This window comes from Neobacillus niacini (assembly GCF_048572935.1).
Classification (GTDB): Bacteria; Bacillota; Bacilli; order Bacillales; family Cytobacillaceae; genus Neobacillus; species Neobacillus niacini.
The window spans coordinates 1,364,414-1,380,435 of sequence record NZ_CP183883.1 but is presented as its reverse complement, the minus strand read 5'-3'; the positions used below and the strand labels follow the sequence as shown (position 1 = coordinate 1,380,435).

14 protein-coding genes and 1 pseudogene are annotated in these 16,022 nt (G+C 36.8%); 12 read left to right on the top strand and 3 right to left on the bottom strand.

What is annotated here, in order from left to right:
- Window positions 1–8: 8 nt before the first annotated feature.
- The 3 genes from ACN6MT_RS06640 to ACN6MT_RS06630 all read right to left on the bottom strand — a co-directional run bounded on the left by ACN6MT_RS06640 (window position 9) and on the right by ACN6MT_RS06630 (window position 1,636).
- Window positions 9–479 carry a hypothetical protein gene (locus ACN6MT_RS06640; protein WP_419955223.1) on the bottom strand — a complete coding sequence of 157 codons (471 nt, stop codon included), beginning with the start codon at window positions 477–479 and terminating at the stop codon, window positions 9–11.
- Between the two features lie 128 nt (window positions 480–607).
- Complete coding sequence (locus tag ACN6MT_RS06635) at window positions 608–1,147, bottom strand: GNAT family N-acetyltransferase (RefSeq protein WP_419955222.1); 540 nt, start codon at window positions 1,145–1,147, stop codon at window positions 608–610.
- Between the two features lie 18 nt (window positions 1,148–1,165).
- Window positions 1,166–1,636 (bottom strand): GNAT family N-acetyltransferase, encoded by a 471-nt coding sequence (locus ACN6MT_RS06630; protein WP_419955221.1) that lies wholly within the window; start codon window positions 1,634–1,636, stop codon window positions 1,166–1,168.
- A gap of 471 nt (window positions 1,637–2,107) precedes the next feature.
- On the opposite strand from ACN6MT_RS06630, the gene ACN6MT_RS06625 reads away from it, so the two are divergent.
- The 12 genes and pseudogenes from ACN6MT_RS06625 (at window position 2,108) to ACN6MT_RS06570 (ending at window position 15,886) form a co-directional block, all read left to right on the top strand.
- Entirely contained in the window at window positions 2,108–2,971 is an 864-nt protein-coding gene (locus ACN6MT_RS06625; protein ID WP_419955220.1) for a cation diffusion facilitator family transporter, read from the top strand.
- Window positions 2,972–3,257: 286 nt separating this feature from the next.
- A complete protein-coding gene (locus tag ACN6MT_RS06620) occupies window positions 3,258–3,776 on the top strand; it encodes a PadR family transcriptional regulator (protein WP_419955219.1) in 519 nt (172 codons plus the stop codon).
- A 174-nt stretch (window positions 3,777–3,950) separates the two neighbouring features.
- Window positions 3,951–5,072 (top strand): ABC transporter permease, encoded by a 1,122-nt coding sequence (locus ACN6MT_RS06615; protein WP_419955218.1) that lies wholly within the window; start codon window positions 3,951–3,953, stop codon window positions 5,070–5,072.
- The gene (locus ACN6MT_RS06610) at window positions 5,072–5,785 is read left to right on the top strand and encodes an ABC transporter ATP-binding protein (RefSeq protein WP_419955217.1); all 714 of its coding nucleotides are present in this window, start codon (window positions 5,072–5,074) and stop codon (window positions 5,783–5,785) included. Before ACN6MT_RS06615 ends, ACN6MT_RS06610 begins: the two co-directional genes overlap by 1 nt.
- Window positions 5,786–5,821: 36 nt before the next feature.
- The gene (locus ACN6MT_RS06605; RefSeq protein ID WP_419955216.1) at window positions 5,822–6,133 is read left to right on the top strand and encodes a heme oxygenase; all 312 of its coding nucleotides are present in this window, start codon (window positions 5,822–5,824) and stop codon (window positions 6,131–6,133) included.
- A 308-nt stretch (window positions 6,134–6,441) separates the two neighbouring features.
- Window positions 6,442–7,128, top strand: a pseudogene (locus ACN6MT_RS06600) (YetF domain-containing protein).
- A gap of 122 nt (window positions 7,129–7,250) precedes the next feature.
- Window positions 7,251–7,988 (top strand): class I SAM-dependent methyltransferase, encoded by a 738-nt coding sequence (locus ACN6MT_RS06595; RefSeq protein WP_419955215.1) that lies wholly within the window; start codon window positions 7,251–7,253, stop codon window positions 7,986–7,988.
- A gap of 508 nt (window positions 7,989–8,496) precedes the next feature.
- Window positions 8,497–9,186: a response regulator transcription factor gene (locus ACN6MT_RS06590; protein ID WP_419955214.1), complete on the top strand. Its 690-nt coding sequence runs from the start codon at window positions 8,497–8,499 to the stop codon at window positions 9,184–9,186.
- A complete protein-coding gene (locus tag ACN6MT_RS06585) occupies window positions 9,183–10,187 on the top strand; it encodes a sensor histidine kinase (RefSeq protein WP_419955213.1) in 1,005 nt (334 codons plus the stop codon). The genes ACN6MT_RS06590 and ACN6MT_RS06585 overlap by 4 nt, the downstream gene beginning before the upstream one ends.
- A 99-nt stretch (window positions 10,188–10,286) precedes the next feature.
- A complete protein-coding gene (locus ACN6MT_RS06580; protein ID WP_419955212.1) occupies window positions 10,287–11,048 on the top strand; it encodes an ABC transporter ATP-binding protein in 762 nt (253 codons plus the stop codon).
- Complete coding sequence (locus ACN6MT_RS06575; protein ID WP_419955211.1) at window positions 11,038–12,978, top strand: FtsX-like permease family protein; 1,941 nt, start codon at window positions 11,038–11,040, stop codon at window positions 12,976–12,978. The genes ACN6MT_RS06580 and ACN6MT_RS06575 overlap by 11 nt, the downstream gene beginning before the upstream one ends.
- Before the next feature lie 1,024 nt (window positions 12,979–14,002).
- Window positions 14,003–15,886 carry a M48 family metallopeptidase gene (locus tag ACN6MT_RS06570; protein WP_419955210.1) on the top strand — a complete coding sequence of 628 codons (1,884 nt, stop codon included), beginning with the start codon at window positions 14,003–14,005 and terminating at the stop codon, window positions 15,884–15,886.
- Window positions 15,887–16,022: the final 136 nt, after the last annotated feature.

The following is a 16,022-nucleotide window of genomic DNA, read 5'->3' as shown; positions in this document are numbered from 1 at the left end:
CCCTCACACTAGTCCCAATAATTGAAGATAACATCCCCAATTCTATTAGGCTTCCAATAAGCTACTTGTTCCAACTCAGCACGATTCAAATCATTTTCAATTTGTAAAATCCCCTCTTTAGAATCGTGGTTTAACACTAAAGGTTCATTTAGTTCCTCTACACTCAAAACTTTATAAAGTGAAGAAAACTGTTTTAGTTCGGGTACATCAATAAAATTGATCTTCCCATACTCAACAACGGAAGCAAAAGCTAGATAAGGATAATGTTCATTAAGTAAGATATGAAAATGCTTATGAAAAGCCTTAACTTCAATGTCATAGAAATTCATTGGATATTGCGGTTCTTTAAACTTTAACACTTTTCCACCACTACGATTTACCAGAGTAACACACACCTGTTTAAATTGTTTTCCATCCACTTTAGGAGGCTGCTTGTTCTTCGAATCGTAAAATCCAGTAATACCAACAGGAAGTTTCATTTAATCACCATTCGAAAATTTTTCCTTTACTAAACAATATCCTTCCCATCCATTCTCGCACTATCCCGGCCAGCTAGTATAATATGAATTTCAACAACTTGCCTGAACGAATAAGTGTTAGATAAATTTCAATGCGTTAATGATTGATAAATTGTATAGTCCACTTCACCGGAGATGTTCTTCAGCCCGTCTTTACACAACTCCATCGCCATTAAATTCTCCTCGGAGGGCGGTAAGTTTTTCTTGGACGCATATATACCGAACTCGGTTGATGTTCTAAATCCAAATCGTCGATAATATCCAAAATCTCCTTCAACAATTATTCCTTTATATCCTCTTTCAGCAGCTAATGTAATACCTTCCTGCAACATAAACTTGCCAACACCTTGTCCTTGCTTCTTAATTGCAACAGAGACGGGTGATAACATTAAAATTTCGTTTTCATATTGATTACTAATTGGAAGTTTTGAAAGTATAAAGTGTCCTATAATTTCCCCATTCTCCTCAGCAACTAAATCTAACTGTGGAATGTAATATTGCTTTTCCCGAATCTCTCTTACAAGAGATTTTTCAACTACACCATCTGAAAAGCTCGTATTCTTAAAAATTTCATAAACAAAATCTTCGATAAAACAATATTCTTGTTGTTTAACCGCTCTAATTATCATCTTAATTGCCCCTCCCAATTAAGTAAGTGGTTTTGACATGTCCATCATATTTCTGAATCCAAGATTTTCATAAACGCCTCTTCCGGTTGAACTTGACCACAGTCTTGCCCGTTTTGCCCCATTTTGTTTAAGCCATATACAAATTTCATCTACTAATTTATAAGCTAATCCATTATTGCGATGATCTTTTAACGTATATACTGCTATTACCCAACCAAATAGGCTTTGTTCCTCTGCAAGTGGGTAGGAATACTCTGTCCTAATTAGACCACCTGCACAAGCCACTATATTGTCATTACTATCTATGGCAACTCTGAACTTTAAATTACCTGTATTAGATTCTTTTACAAATAAGCTTTTAATTTCTTCAACCCTCTGTAAATTTGGCTTTGGAACACCATCCGTTTCTCCCATTTCACAAGCCATTCTGTACCAATAATCTGCAATAATCGGAATTTCTTCATCAGTAGCCCATCTTGTTTCATACATTCTATAACCTCCTAAAACGAACGTTAGCTCAGTAACAAATAGAATCCCCTCAGGCAACCCTATTCTTCAACCTTTGCCCCTATTATCTCAAATAATAAATTCAACAAAAAAGCCGTTAATCCTTCCAAGATCAACGCACACATCATTCGTTCATTCCATACTTCTTTTCACCTTAAAGTATTATTATCCTATACCCTTACTGCTATGACAGCCATTAATAGGCCCAAGGTTATTAATAACTGTGCTTATTATCCACGAATAAAAATTTATTAGTTTATTCTTTGATAGCAAATTAATTAATAATAATTATCATTAATAATACCAAAAATTCACCACAAATACCTAAAATTAAAGGCATTGAAACAAATTATCATTCTCATTTAAGTAAATACATTCTCAATTAAACTTGACTTCAGCTGCCAATAACCGTATTATAAATTTATAATAATTCTCATCAAGGAGATGAAATAAATGAGTACTAACGATGTGCAATCTGAAAACTATTATAATAAAAATAAAAAGCTCTTCATTTGGGCTGCATCCTTAACCCTGTTTTTTGCTTTAGGTGAAATCATCTATGGATTTATTTCTGGATCTTTAATGATGATGGGCGATGGTGTACATATGGGATCAGACGCTTTCTCATTGATTCTTTCACTCATCGCAACCATTCTGGCTACAAAAGCAGTCACAAAAAATAAAACATTTGGCTACAAGCGATTTGAACCAATCGCAGCATTTATTAATGGGTTAACATTGGTGATAATCCCTATATTTATAATGGCTGAAGCGATCAGTCGTATGTTTAATCCAATAGAAATCATTCCGAACCAAATGTTAGTTGTCGGTACGATTGGTTTAGCCATAAATGGAATTGTTGGTTATATTCTGACAAAGGCCAACTCTAATTTGAACGTAAAAAGTGCAATGCTTCACGTCTTGGCTGATTTATTTACGAGTGTGAGTGTGGTCATCGCAGCATTGGGTATTAAATATTTTGGACTCACATGGTTAGACCCAATTGGAAGTATTCTAACATCGATGATTATAATTGCTGGCGGTATTAAAATCACGAAAGAATCCTTTCATATATTAATGGAAGGAACCCCTAACGGCTATTCTGTTGACGGGATTAAAAAAACGCTGCAAGAAACAAACCAAGACTTAACTGTTGAGGATGTAAAAGTATGGTGTATAAATGAAAATGAAGTCTACACACTAATTAGAGTAAAATCTTCTACAACGTTCGTTCAAAACATACAAAAAGTGATTAAGGAATTAGTATCAAATCATACCAACATCCCTTTAGATAATATCTATGTTGATTTAAAATAAAAGTCTTAATGATGCTCGTATATTTTGGAAGGATACTTTAATAAACCAAAAGCCTATTTTCTCAATCTAGTGAAAGAAAGTAGGCTTTTTTGTCTTTAGCTTAAGTGTACTTTTTCCATCGTCTGCAAAGGTACAACTTTAATCCCGCATTTGTTCATTGTAAATTGGCAGCCTGAGTAGCCAATCCACCGGGCTGCTTCTATATCATTAGTAACCCTCAATTGACTACAAAGAAGTTTTACGAGAAAATATGAAATAGAATGCTTAAAAAGAAAGGAGGATTTCAGTGGAACATCGCTCATTAATTCTGCTTGGGTTACTCATGGGGCAAAGTCAACACGGATATCAAATTAATGAATTTATCGAAAGAAACTTAAGTACCGTTACGGATATGAAAAAGCCCACTGCATATGCAACTCTGGATAAACTAAATCAAAAAGGTCTTATCGATATTCAGTTAGAGCAAGAAGGAAATAGACCCACCCGAAAAGTGTACTCTATCAATGAAAATGGCCGAGACTATTTTTATCAATTATTATTGGATAATCTGTCTTCTGCAGAAAGTGTTAATTACCAAGGAGATATTGGGTTAATGTTTATTGATTTTCTCCCGATGGACCAAGCAATACCAGCCTTGAAAGAACGATTAATGAAAAACAAGAAATTAATTGACTTATTTAAACAAACCCCTGCACATGGAATACGAACGGGTGTTAATCTTGCAGTTGAACATAAAATTACCATGTTAGAAGCAGAAGTTGCCTTTCTTGAAAAAACCATTCATCAGCTTCTTCATACAGATTAAATTTCATAATCAGACGATTCAAAGGAACCCAATGAGGGTTCCTTTTTAATTTAAATTTCCAATAAGTGACTATATTTTAACCATATAATCACGATTGACTAATCAACAAATAACTAATATACTTTTAATAGTCAGACGTGACTAATACGATCTACAATAAAGGAGTGACATACATTGTTTCTTGCTTTAAAAGAGTTAAAGCATGGTAAATTTCGGTTTCTGATGATTGGTGTTATAACGGTCCTAATTGCTTGGCTGGTCTTTATTCTGTCTGGACTAGGCAATGGCCTTTCAACGTTAAGTGCAGCAACCTTTAAGAATATGGATGCCCATTATGTGACATTTGAAGAAGGCTCTAGAGCCTCCATGAGCCGGTCACTATTAAATGAATCACTAGCAGACGAACTAGAAAAAGCAGATGATGTTTCTGCGGCAACCGGAATGGGTGCAACGATGGGAACCGTACTAAATGAATCTTCTTCTGCTGATAAAGAAAAAGTAGATGTCGCCATATTAGGAATAACGCCTGGTAATTTTCTAGAACCAGATGTGATAGAAGGAAATCCGCTTCAAGCAAATGAACCTTTAGAAGTGATCGCCAATGATACGTTAAAGAAAAAGGGTTTTGAAATCGGTGATACCCTTAAAATAGAAGGATCTTTAGAAAAAATGAAAATTGTCGGGTTTGTAGAAAATGAAACCTACAATCATTTACCTGCCATTTTTACTACATTGGATAAATGGCGCACGATCCAATTTGCAGCTCCAGGTTCTGATAAAGGAATTAAGAATCCTGTAAATGCGGTTATGCTCCAAGGAGAAAATATCGATTCTGAAAAACTAAATAAGTTATTCAAGAACACGGAAACCGTAACCAAGAGCACTGCAGTTCAAGGAATGCCCGGTTATAAAGAGGAAAATGGCACCATTATGATGATGCTCGCATTCCTTTTGGCTATCTCAACATTTGTACTCGGTGTATTTTTCTATGTCCTAACCCTGCAAAAATCAAATCAATTTGGAATATTGAAAGCTATTGGTGCCAGCAACCTGTTCCTTGGAAAAGCCATTGTAGCCCAGGTATTTCTTTTATCATTTGTTAGTATTATAGTCGGAATCTTGTTAACCTACGGGACAGCTTTAATTCTTCCGGATGGAATGCCATTTTCACTTGATTTTAAACTGGTCATCATTTATTCACTATTATTGCTTGTCATTTCCATTTTAAGTTCCGTGATATCCGTTCGAAAAGTGACAAAAATAGATCCGCTTCAAGCAATTGGGAGGTTGGAGTAATGTCAGGAATACAATTCAATAATGTCTCTAAACTGTACCAACAGGGTGAAAATCAGGTCCTAGCCCTTGATGATGTATCGCTAACGGTAGAACAAGGAGAGTTTATTGCTGTCATTGGCCCATCAGGTTCGGGTAAGAGTACCTTTCTAGCGATTGCAGGCGCCTTACTTCAATCTTCTGAAGGCGAGGTTATTCTTAACGGTAAGAACCTTAATCAGTTAAATCCTAAAGATTTAGCACGATTACGGTTAGAGGAAATAGGATTTATTTTACAAACAAGTAATCTAGTACCTTATTTAAATGTACTGGAACAATTACTCGTAGTGAAAAAAATGAGTGGTAAAGTGACAAAGGAAGATAAGAAATTTGCAAAAGATTTACTAGAAAATCTCGGTTTAGCAGCAAAATTAAAAAAATTTCCTGATCAGCTGTCTGGAGGCGAACGCCAGCGTACCGCTATTGCCCGTGCGTTTATAAACAATCCCTCTATCATTCTAGCAGATGAACCAACAGCAAGCCTTGATTCCAAAAGGGCACATGAAGTGGTTCAACTTATAGCCAAGGAAACCAAAACAAGAAACAAAGCAGCGATTATGGTTACCCATGACGAACGAATGCTGGAATACTGCGATAAAGTGTACCGTATGGAAGATGGCAGACTTAAGCATGATAATTCTTTCAAACAGGAAAACATCAAGACACTTCAACGATAGGATAATGATTTGATTAAAAACCTGGGGGGAAAATCAATGATTATAGTAACAAACCGAATTAAAATGAAATTAGGCTTTGCCGCAAAGATGGCTCCAATGTTTACAAGACCTGGAGCCTTACAGACCATGGAGGGTTTTGTAAAAGTCGAAGTGTTACTAACTAAAAATCTTTCAGAATATGATGAGATGAATGTAAATATGTATTGGAACACCATTGAAGACTTTGCCAAATGGAAAAATAGCGATGCCTTCAAAGAAGCCCATAAAGGTCCAACGAACACTGAACAAGACTCACCTATCTTGGGAAGTGAAATCATTATCTCTGAGGTTGCTTCAACATTAGAATAACATTCATGATTATTCTTCTTGGCAACTCTCGATAAGTTCATTTAACCACTAATGGCTTCTTGGATTTTTTTGATTCGGTTACTCACATAGTGAAGTATAGAAAACAAAAGAAAAGGCTAAACAAGTATGTCAAAATATGCATCTTGTTTAGCCTTTTCTTTTACATTTTTCCTGACTTATCTGCAAAATCGCCAGTGATGTATCCATATCCCTTCCTCTTCACTATTTGAATCCTAACAAATCATTTACTTCATTATTACTATATTTGTGGCAATACTAAAAATGAATTATGACGAGGAGAGGGTAAAATGGATCATATCGGACAAATGTCCATTGAACTTATTTTTGGTTTTTTTGCTTTATTGTTTGCTACCAAATTATTAGGGAAAACACAGATTTCTCAACTTACACCCTTTGATTTTATTTCTTCTATTGTTCTAGGCGAACTCGTCGGAAATTCTATCTATGATTCAGAAATATGAGTATGGTCTATTTTATATGCAGTCACACTGTGGGCAATATTAATTTATTCAATTGAAATCATTACACAAAAATTTAGAGGTACACGAAGTTTTCTCGAAGGTAATCCATCCATTATCATAAGAAATGGACATATTGACAGACAACAGTTAGCTGCTAATAAAATTGACATAAATGAGGTCCAACAAATGTTGAGACAACAGCAGAATATTTTTTCGATTCGGGAAGTGGAATTTGCTATTTTAGAACCGAATGGTACCATTAGTGCGATAAAAAAACCTAAATACGCCTCACCTACAATTGAAGATTTAAGTCTAAAGCAGAAAGCAGTTTATATACCGATTGTATTAATAAGCGATGGTAAAGTCGATAAAGATAATTTAAGACAAGCAGGATTTGATGAAAATTGGCTCCGTAAACAAATTTTAATAAGAAATATTCCAAGATTTGAAGACGTCCTGTATGCTGAATGGAAAGAGGATGAGGGCTTTTTTTGTCTGAAAATGAATTCTTAACATAACGTTGAAAGGAGCAGTTTTTCTTCGTTACTGATCTGGGCTTAAAGGAACCATCAAATTTATCGAATCATATTATGCAACTAAGATAAACGGAGAAGGTGGTTCTCATTAGGGCTTCAATGTATTTAGACTTTTTATCCAAATTTGGCGTTAGTGGTGCACATCCTGGTGGGATTAAACTCACAAAAAAAATATTTAAGAATGAAAACATCAACACATTTTCTCACATTTTAGATGTAGGTTGTGGCACCGGCCAAACAGCTGCCTATTTAGCGGGACGTTACGGTGCAAACGTAACCGGGATGGATATTAACCCTGTAATGGTGGAAAAAGCCAAAAGTAGAATGATAAACTACCAATTACCGGTGGAAATTATTCAGGGCTCAATCGAAAATTGTCCGTTACCAGACAGTAAATATGATTTTATTATTTCCGAATCTGTTCTTTCTTTTGTCAACAAGCCTAGAGCACTTAAGGAAATATTACGGTTATTAAAGCATGGCGGCCGGTTTATTGCAAATGAGCTTACCGTTAATAGGAGAATCGGGACGAATTACGAGGAAGAAATTAAACGATTTTATGGGTTAGATTCGATCCTGATGGAAGAGGACTGGATAACCTTATTGGAACAATCAGGTTTTAAAAATATAAAAACTTTACTAAGAACCCCCCCTATCCTTCAAAACCCCTCAACGCCCGAATTCCAGTACTCAGCGTATATTGAACCTGAACTATATGAGATCATGCAGCAGCATTTTAATTTAATGGTAAAATATCAGGGGACTCTGGACTACAGAGTGTTTTCTTGTACGAAATATTCTTTTAGAAACGTTCATATGGAAAACATCTATCATTGAATACCTCAATCCAGCATGAAAAGGCCTGTAGAGACAGATTCACTACAAGCCTTTTTTGAATTACCTTTTTTTTCATAAAAGCTCCTGCAAGTTGTACAAGTTCACATTAAAGGAAGTTTGATAAATAAGCGGAGATATTTCTCTTAATAAGGAACTAAAGCTAAAAATTGCCTAAATAGACGGAAAGATTCCGGCTATTTACTCAAAAAACGTGAAAATAGGTAATTTTTCTTTGCTTAATCGGAAAAGCTCCGCTTATATACCCGTCCTAAACACTATTTCGCTGTTTAACGGAAAAATCTCCGCTTATTAACTAACACTGATTACAACGGGAAGGATAAGCCTTCTAGCAGAGAGCTTTGTGTTTATCCCAAGCCTTGCGTCTCACCTTCCTCCGCTATAGCAGACATGAATCATAATCTCTCTCTTATATCTTTTTATCCCTAGCCCCAAGAAAATTTTTCCTATACAATTCAAGTAAGGAAAAGTAAAAAGTGTGGTGAATCATTTGTTTAAACTATTGCTAATTGAAGATGATGAAACATTATTTAATGAAATCAAAGATCGGTTGTCTGGGTGGTCTTATGATGTTTATGGTATTGCTGATTTTGGTCAAGTGATTCAAGAATTTATCAATATTAAGCCTGATTTAGTCATTATTGATATCCAATTGCCGAAATTTGATGGATTCCATTGGTGCCGAATGATTCGCTCTAATTCAAACGTTCCCATTCTATTTTTATCTTCACGCGATCATCCTACCGATATGGTGATGTCTATGCAGCTTGGTGCTGATGATTTTATTCAAAAGCCATTTCATTTTGATGTCCTCATTGCGAAGATACAGGCGATTCTTCGGCGGGTACATAATTACAATCATGAACCCATTTCACTTAAAACATGGTGCGGTGCAACCATAGATTTTGAGAAAAATACGGTCATCAATGACAAAGGGTCGATTGAGCTAACCAAGAATGAAATTTATATTTTAAAACTACTCATTGAACAGAAGAATAAAATTGTTAGCCGGGAGGAATTAATCAAAAGCCTATGGGATGATGAGCGCTTTGTTAGCGATAATACCTTAACCGTCAATGTAAATCGATTACGAAAGAAACTGGAGGAGCTTGGCTTAGGACAGTATATCGAAACAAAAGTTGGGCAAGGTTATATCGCGATAGAGGGAAATCCTAAATGATTAAAAAATACTTAATTGAAAGGCGCAGTTGGATTGTTCTCTTTTTATTTATACATTTTTTTATCATCCTTGTCGCTTATTTTGATACAACAATCCCGTTACTGCCTATCGTCTACATTGTCTTTTTATCATTGATTATTTTCATCCTATTTATAATGATTCGTTACAATAAGGAAACCAAATTTTATAAAAGTATAGAAGCTTGGGAAAACAATCTTGATTTAACGAGTATAGCTGCTCCGGAGAGTCCTTTTGAAAAAATCATGGAGAATGCGGTTACGAGCCAGACTGAATGGCTAAAACAAATTGCATCACAAAATCTAGTTTCCCTAGAGCAGGAGAAAGATCAATTATTATCTTGGATTCATGAAGTAAAAACACCATTAACGGCTATACGATTAATGATTGATCGAGTAGACAATAAAGCAATACAATCGCAATTAACCTATGAATGGTTACGAATTCATCTACTACTAGACCAGCAGCTTCATCAAAAACGGATTCCCTTTATAGAAAATGATTTGTATATTGAAGTGATCGATTTAAAAGTCTTAATGACGAAGGAAATTAAAGATTTACAATCGTGGTGTATTCAAAAAGGAATAGGCTTTGATTTACAAATAGAGGTGAAAGAAGTACTTAGTGATGGCAAGTGGCTGGCCTTTATCATCAGACAGCTTTTAACAAATGCAATAAAATATAGTGAGGCTTCCGATATTATCATTAAAAGCTATCAACAAGATGAACAAACCATTCTGGAGGTAAAAGACTTTGGCCGCGGCATTGATCCAAAGGATGTATCTCGTATCTTTGATAAAGGCTTTACATCCACCGCAAAACATCAAGATAATGCGGCAACAGGCATGGGGTTATATTTGGCAAAAAAAGCAGCCAAGCCACTCCTGATTCATATTGATGTACATTCAACACTTGGAACGGGGACAACTTTTACTTTAATTTTTCCAAAAAGAAATCAATTTCTTCATATCACAAGCATGTGACAAAATTGTCACATGCTTTTATTATTTGTATGTTCAATCGAAGGAAGTGAACAACAAAGCTGTTTATACTAAAACTATCAAATCATGGGATGTGTGGATATGAATATATTAGAGGCAGCAAAAATTCATAAAAGCTATGGCAATAAATATAACAAACAGGAAGTACTAAAGGGCCTGGATGTAACCATTAAAAAAGGGGAATTTGTTAGTATCATGGGCGCATCGGGCTCAGGGAAAACCACTCTCCTCAATGTTCTATCTTCCATTGATAAAGTTAGTTATGGGACCATTACAATTGAGGGAAAAGAAATGACAGCCATGAAGGAAAAGCAATTAGCTGAATTTCGAAAGAATCATCTAGGCTTTATTTTTCAAGAATATAATTTACTAGATACGCTAACCGTGAAAGAAAATATACTCTTACCATTATCGATTACAAAAATATCAAAGAGCGAAGCAGATGATAAATTTAATACGTTGGCGGAAGAGCTCGGCATTTATGACATTAAAGATAAATATCCAAATGAGATTTCCGGCGGTCAAAAACAACGAACCTCTGCGGCTCGAGCCTTTATTCATGAGCCAAGTATTATTTTTGCGGACGAACCAACCGGAGCGCTCGATTCAAAATCCGCTTCAGATTTATTAAACAAACTAAGCGATTTAAATCAAAAAAGGCATGCAACGATTCTAATGGTGACCCACGATCCCGTCGCAGCCAGCTATTGTAACCGGGTTATTTTTATCAAAGACGGACAAATTTATACTCAATTAACAAAGGGGGAAGAATCCAGACAGAACTTCTTCCATGCTATCATGAAAACACAAGGAGTATTAAGCGGGGTGCAAAATGAGCATTAATCACCTCATCTTTCAAAACCTGAAAAAGAATCTCAAAAATTATTATCTCTATGTGTTTGCCTTAATCTTTACGGTCTCTCTTTATTTTGCCTTTGTCACCCTGCAATATGACCCTGCTATGGATGAAGCAAAAGGTTCGATTAAAGGGGCAGCGGCAATGGGAACAGCCTCCATTTTACTCGTTGCCATCGTCTCGATTTTTCTTTTATATGCAAATAACATTTTTATTAAACGACGCAGTAAAGAAATCGGTTTATTTCAGTTAATAGGAATGACAAAGGGCAGAATCTTTCGCATTCTCACCTTTGAAAATTTAATCCTATATTTCGGTTCCCTATTCATTGGAATCTTTATCGGATTTTCTGTTTCAAAATTAATCATGATGATCTTATTTAAAATCACAGGTGTTGAGACCGCCGCCACGTTACGTTTTTCATCAGAAGCATTGGTGAAAACGGTTGTCGTCTTTTCTGTTATCTATATCTTCATTATGTTGATGAATTACCTATTTATTAAAAGACAAAGTATCCTGTCCTTGTTTAGAGTCCTTTCATCAACCGAAGAAAAAGTTAAAAAAGTGTCCTTGTTTGAAATGATCTATGGAATCTTAGGCATCTTCATGATTCTTTTAGGCTATTATATTTCATCCAAATTATTTGGCGGGGACTTTACAACAATGGTTGAACTATTCTCAGCCATGGTCTTCATTTTAGCCTCTGTTATTATTGGGACGTATCTTTTTTACAAAGGTTCTGTTCGCTTTATCTTTTATGTAATTCGGAAAAAGAAAGATGGTTATTTGAATATCAATGAAGTATTGTCTCTTTCATCCATTATGTTTCGGATGAAATCAAATGCTTTATTATTAACGATTATTACAACCGTATCCGCACTTGCTATCGGCTTGTTATCCTTAAGTTATATTTCGCACTTCTCAGCAGAAAGATTAGCTCAGAATAATGTGGTTGCTGATTTTTCACTGACCAATAAACAAGATGCTGAAAACTTTAAAGAAGCATTGGCTGGAAATAAAATTAAGTATAATGAAAAAATGATTGAAGTCATTCAGGTCCATGCAGACTTAGAAGAAATAACGGAAATAAATATAGAGGAGCTAAATGCTGATCCAAAGAACATGACCATTCCTGTCATCAGTGACAAGGCCGCCGAAGGTATCGATTTATCTGCAGAGGAAACCCTTTTTACCGGTTATAATGATACCATCCAAAAATTCATGCCATTAAAAAGTTCAGGTGAAATCGAATTAAAAGGGAAAAATGAAGTGATCCCGCAAAATTATTTAGGCTTAAGGAAGGAATACATCGTATCATTCCGGTTTACAAGCGGTGGCCTCCCCGTCGCCATTGTGGACGAAACTGTTTTTGAGCGGTTAAAGAAAGATATAAATCCAGAAATTCAAATGGACTCCACTCTTTATATTGGAATTGATTTGCAAGATGAAACCAAAATGGTAGAAGCGAATGATCTTTTTCAGAAGATGAATGCTACTGGTAAAAATGATTCGGTTCTAGAAATGAGCAATAATCAGAAAAGAAACATGGGGCTTATCATGTTTATCGTCGGCTTTTTAGGATTAACCTTTTTGGTCACTTCCGGGTGTATTTTATACTTTAAACAAATGGACGAAAGCGAAGAGGAAAAGCCGAACTACACGATATTAAGAAAGCTTGGATTTACACAAGGAGACTTGTTAAGAGGCATTCAAGCCAAGCAAATCTTTAATTTTGGTATCCCTTTAGTGATTGGCTTAGCTCATAGTTATTTTGCCGTACAATCTGGCTGGTTCCTGTTTGGTACTGAATTATGGACACCCATGATTATTGTCATGTTATTATATACCGCCTTATACTCGATTTTCGGTATACTATCCGTCCTCTATTACAAAAAGGTGATTAAGGAAGCACTATGATTATAGAAAATGGTAAGGCTCCAGTCACTTCGGGCATGACTTGGCTTTTTATGCCCTGCCTTGTCCGAAGTTTACACGACTTCAGACATGACTTGGCTTTTTATGCTCTTCCTTGTCTGAAGCTCACACAACTTTGGACTTTACCTCGGTTTTTATGCTCTTCCTTGTCCGAAGTTCACACTTCTTCGGACTCTACCTCGCTTTTTTTGCCCTTCCTTGTCCGAAGTTCACACTACTTCGGACTCTACCTCGCTTTTTTTGCCCTTCCTTGTCTGAAGTTCACACGACTTCGGACTCTACCTCGCTTTTTTTGCCCTTCCTTGTCCGAAGTTCACACTTCTTCAGACACGACCTCGCTTTTTTTGCCCTTCCCTATCCGAAGTTCACACTTCTTCAGACTCTACCTCGCTTTTTATGCCCTTCCCTGTCCGAAGTTCACACTTCTTCAGACATGACCTCGCTTTTTATGCCCTTCCCTGTCCGAGGTTCACACTTCTTCAGACATGACCTGACTTTTTATGCTCTACCTTGTCCGAAGCTCAAACGACTTCGGACTCTACCCCGCTTTTTATGCCCTTCCCTGTCCGAAGTTCACATGTCCTCGGACTCTACCCCGCTTTTTATGCCCTTCCTTGTCCGAAGTTCACACGACTTCAGACATGACCTGACTTTTTATGCCCTTCCCTGTCCGAAGTTCACACGTCTTCGGACTTTACCTCGCTTTTTATGCCCTTCCTTGTCCGAAGTTCACACGACTTCAGACACGACCTCGCTTTTTATGCCCTTCCCTGTCCGAAGTTCACACGTCTTCAGACATGACCTCGCTTTTTATGCCCTTCCCTGTCCGAAGTTCGCCCAAACTCAGACTCTACCTCGCTTTTTATGCCCTTCCTTGTCTAAAGTTGAACTAGTTTTTAAAACTGCTTCTATTTAAATATGATTTTTCAAAAAAATAGGACTATTTCATTTGCGAGAAACATGATTTAATCGAAGTAGATTGAAAAAACTCGAAAGGTGATGAAGTATGACGAATGAGGAGTTTGAATTACTGGTAAGAAAACTAGAAACAAAGGCGGAGAAGAATCCCGGGAACTATCGTTTTAAAGTGCTTCTATTAACGGTACTTGGCTACGGATATATTTTATTCTTTCTTTCCTTGGTTTTATTTTTACTGACGATTTCCGTTCTGTATATAGCAGACGGGCATTTTACGTTTGGCAGCCTAAAAGTATTGGTCATAACCGGGGCTTTATCCTTTTTCATTATTAAAGCGCTTTATGTAAAAATGCCGCTGCCGGAAGGGTATTATGTAAAGGAAAATGAAGCACCTGAATTGGAAAAAACCATCTCAGACATTAGCAATAAGCTTAAAACACCAAAAATTCATGCGATTGTATTGGATGATGATTACAATGCTGCTGTTTTACAGCATCATAAGTTTGGGCTGTTCGGTCCGAAGAAAAATATTTTGCTGATTGGGATTCCGCTGATGTCCGGCCTAACCCGGGAACAGTTTATCTCCGTATTAGCCCACGAGCTTGCTCATATTTCCCATTCCGATACATCGTTCGGTGCGATGATTTACCGTGTGAGAATGACTTGGGCACAGCTCATGAACTCCCTGGAAAAAAATGAACAGTTTGGAACATTCTTGTTCCGCAAATTTATCAAATGGTATTATCCTCGGTATTCAGCCCATACGTTTGTTATGGCCCGCCAGCAGGAATATGCTGCAGATGCCGCGTCTGTAAAAGTAACATCACCTGAAACCGTCCGGGATACTTTATGTGCCATCTCGATTGGCGCGCAATACTATTACGAAAATTACTATGATGAGCTTTTCGAAGAAGGTTCAAAAACAAATGCCGTACCGCAGCCGTATTCGCAGTTTTTCGATAAGTCTCGCAAACTGGATCCGTTCGTTGCAGAAACATTTCTAAAAAGTGAAATGGAAAAGGAAAGCGGCATATTGGATACCCATCCATGCCTAGCTGACCGGTTAAAAGCGGTCGGGATGAAATCGGACATTCCAAAAAATGAGGAATCGGCAGTTGACCATTTCTTTGCCAATCCGAATTCCATCCTGCAACAATTCAATCAATCATGGTTAGAACGGAATGAAGAAAAGTGGAAAGAAGAAATCACTTCCTATAATGAAGCAAAATATAGATTGCAAGAATTGGAGAATAGAAAGGAACTTGATCTCCACAGCAAATTTGAAAAAGCGATTCTGACCCGGAATCTTGTTGGCTTTGAACCGGCTGCAGCCTTGCTGGAGGAAATAATTGCCGAATATCCCGTTGAGCAAATTGCTCCAGCTTTCCTTACACTCGGAAACATCTACTTGTATATGGAAGGCGCTGCCCAAAAGGGTGAGGACTTTGTCAGAAAGGCAGCGAAAATCGACTGGGAGCTAAAAGAAGAGGCTTTGGAGTCCCTTTGCAAATATTACTATTATACTGGCCAAATGGAGGCATTTGAGGAAACCAGCGCCCAGCTTGAAGCATGGCCAAATACCATAAAGCAGTTCGAGGAAGAATTCCAGACCCTTAGCTTGGACGACCATTACGTTACACACAATCAAGCTCCAGAGGAAGTGGCGGCAATTGTCGATGAACTCAGTCGGTACAACGAAATTGTTGATGCCTATCTGGTCCGAAAAGTCGTTGAGTTAATTCCAGAAAGAAAGGTTTATGCCCTGGCCTTGACGGTGCAAGTACCGGAAAACATTGATCAGGTTGAATACACAGACCAGTTATTAGAGAAATATGCTCAAGAGTTCCAGATTGCCGAGAACGTTCATTTTTACATTCTCAATGGTTATGAAGATTTTGAGAAAAAGGTGAAGGAAGTCAAAGGATCGCAAATATTGGGGCAAAATGAACATCAGAAACAGCTAAGTGTTTAGGAGTTTTGAAAATATCTAGATCAGGAGATGGTCCCTAGTATTAGAAAAAACCATCTCTATTTATGGTAAGGTTCACCGCACCTACTATACCAGCAGTTTTTTTGAATAGTAATAGGATAGATTCCTTTGATCGGCC

Bases quoted from the DNA above. Each gene is read 5' to 3' on its own strand.
- ACN6MT_RS06610 (WP_419955217.1), top strand. From the start codon at position 5,072: ATGTCAGGAATACAATTCAATAATGTCTCTAAACTGTACCAACAGGGT.
- ACN6MT_RS06625 (WP_419955220.1), top strand. From the start codon at position 2,108: ATGAGTACTAACGATGTGCAATCTGAAAACTATTATAATAAAAATAAA.
- ACN6MT_RS06580 (WP_419955212.1), top strand. From the start codon at position 10,287: ATGAATATATTAGAGGCAGCAAAAATTCATAAAAGCTATGGCAATAAA.
- ACN6MT_RS06585 (WP_419955213.1), top strand. From the start codon at position 9,183: ATGATTAAAAAATACTTAATTGAAAGGCGCAGTTGGATTGTTCTCTTT.
- ACN6MT_RS06595 (WP_419955215.1), top strand. From the start codon at position 7,251: ATGTATTTAGACTTTTTATCCAAATTTGGCGTTAGTGGTGCACATCCT.
- ACN6MT_RS06605 (WP_419955216.1), top strand. From the start codon at position 5,822: ATGATTATAGTAACAAACCGAATTAAAATGAAATTAGGCTTTGCCGCA.
- ACN6MT_RS06635 (WP_419955222.1), bottom strand. From the start codon at position 1,147: ATGATAATTAGAGCGGTTAAACAACAAGAATATTGTTTTATCGAAGAT.
- ACN6MT_RS06570 (WP_419955210.1), top strand. From the start codon at position 14,003: ATGACGAATGAGGAGTTTGAATTACTGGTAAGAAAACTAGAAACAAAG.
- ACN6MT_RS06640 (WP_419955223.1), bottom strand. From the start codon at position 479: ATGAAACTTCCTGTTGGTATTACTGGATTTTACGATTCGAAGAACAAG.
- ACN6MT_RS06575 (WP_419955211.1), top strand. From the start codon at position 11,038: ATGAGCATTAATCACCTCATCTTTCAAAACCTGAAAAAGAATCTCAAA.
- ACN6MT_RS06630 (WP_419955221.1), bottom strand. From the start codon at position 1,636: ATGTATGAAACAAGATGGGCTACTGATGAAGAAATTCCGATTATTGCA.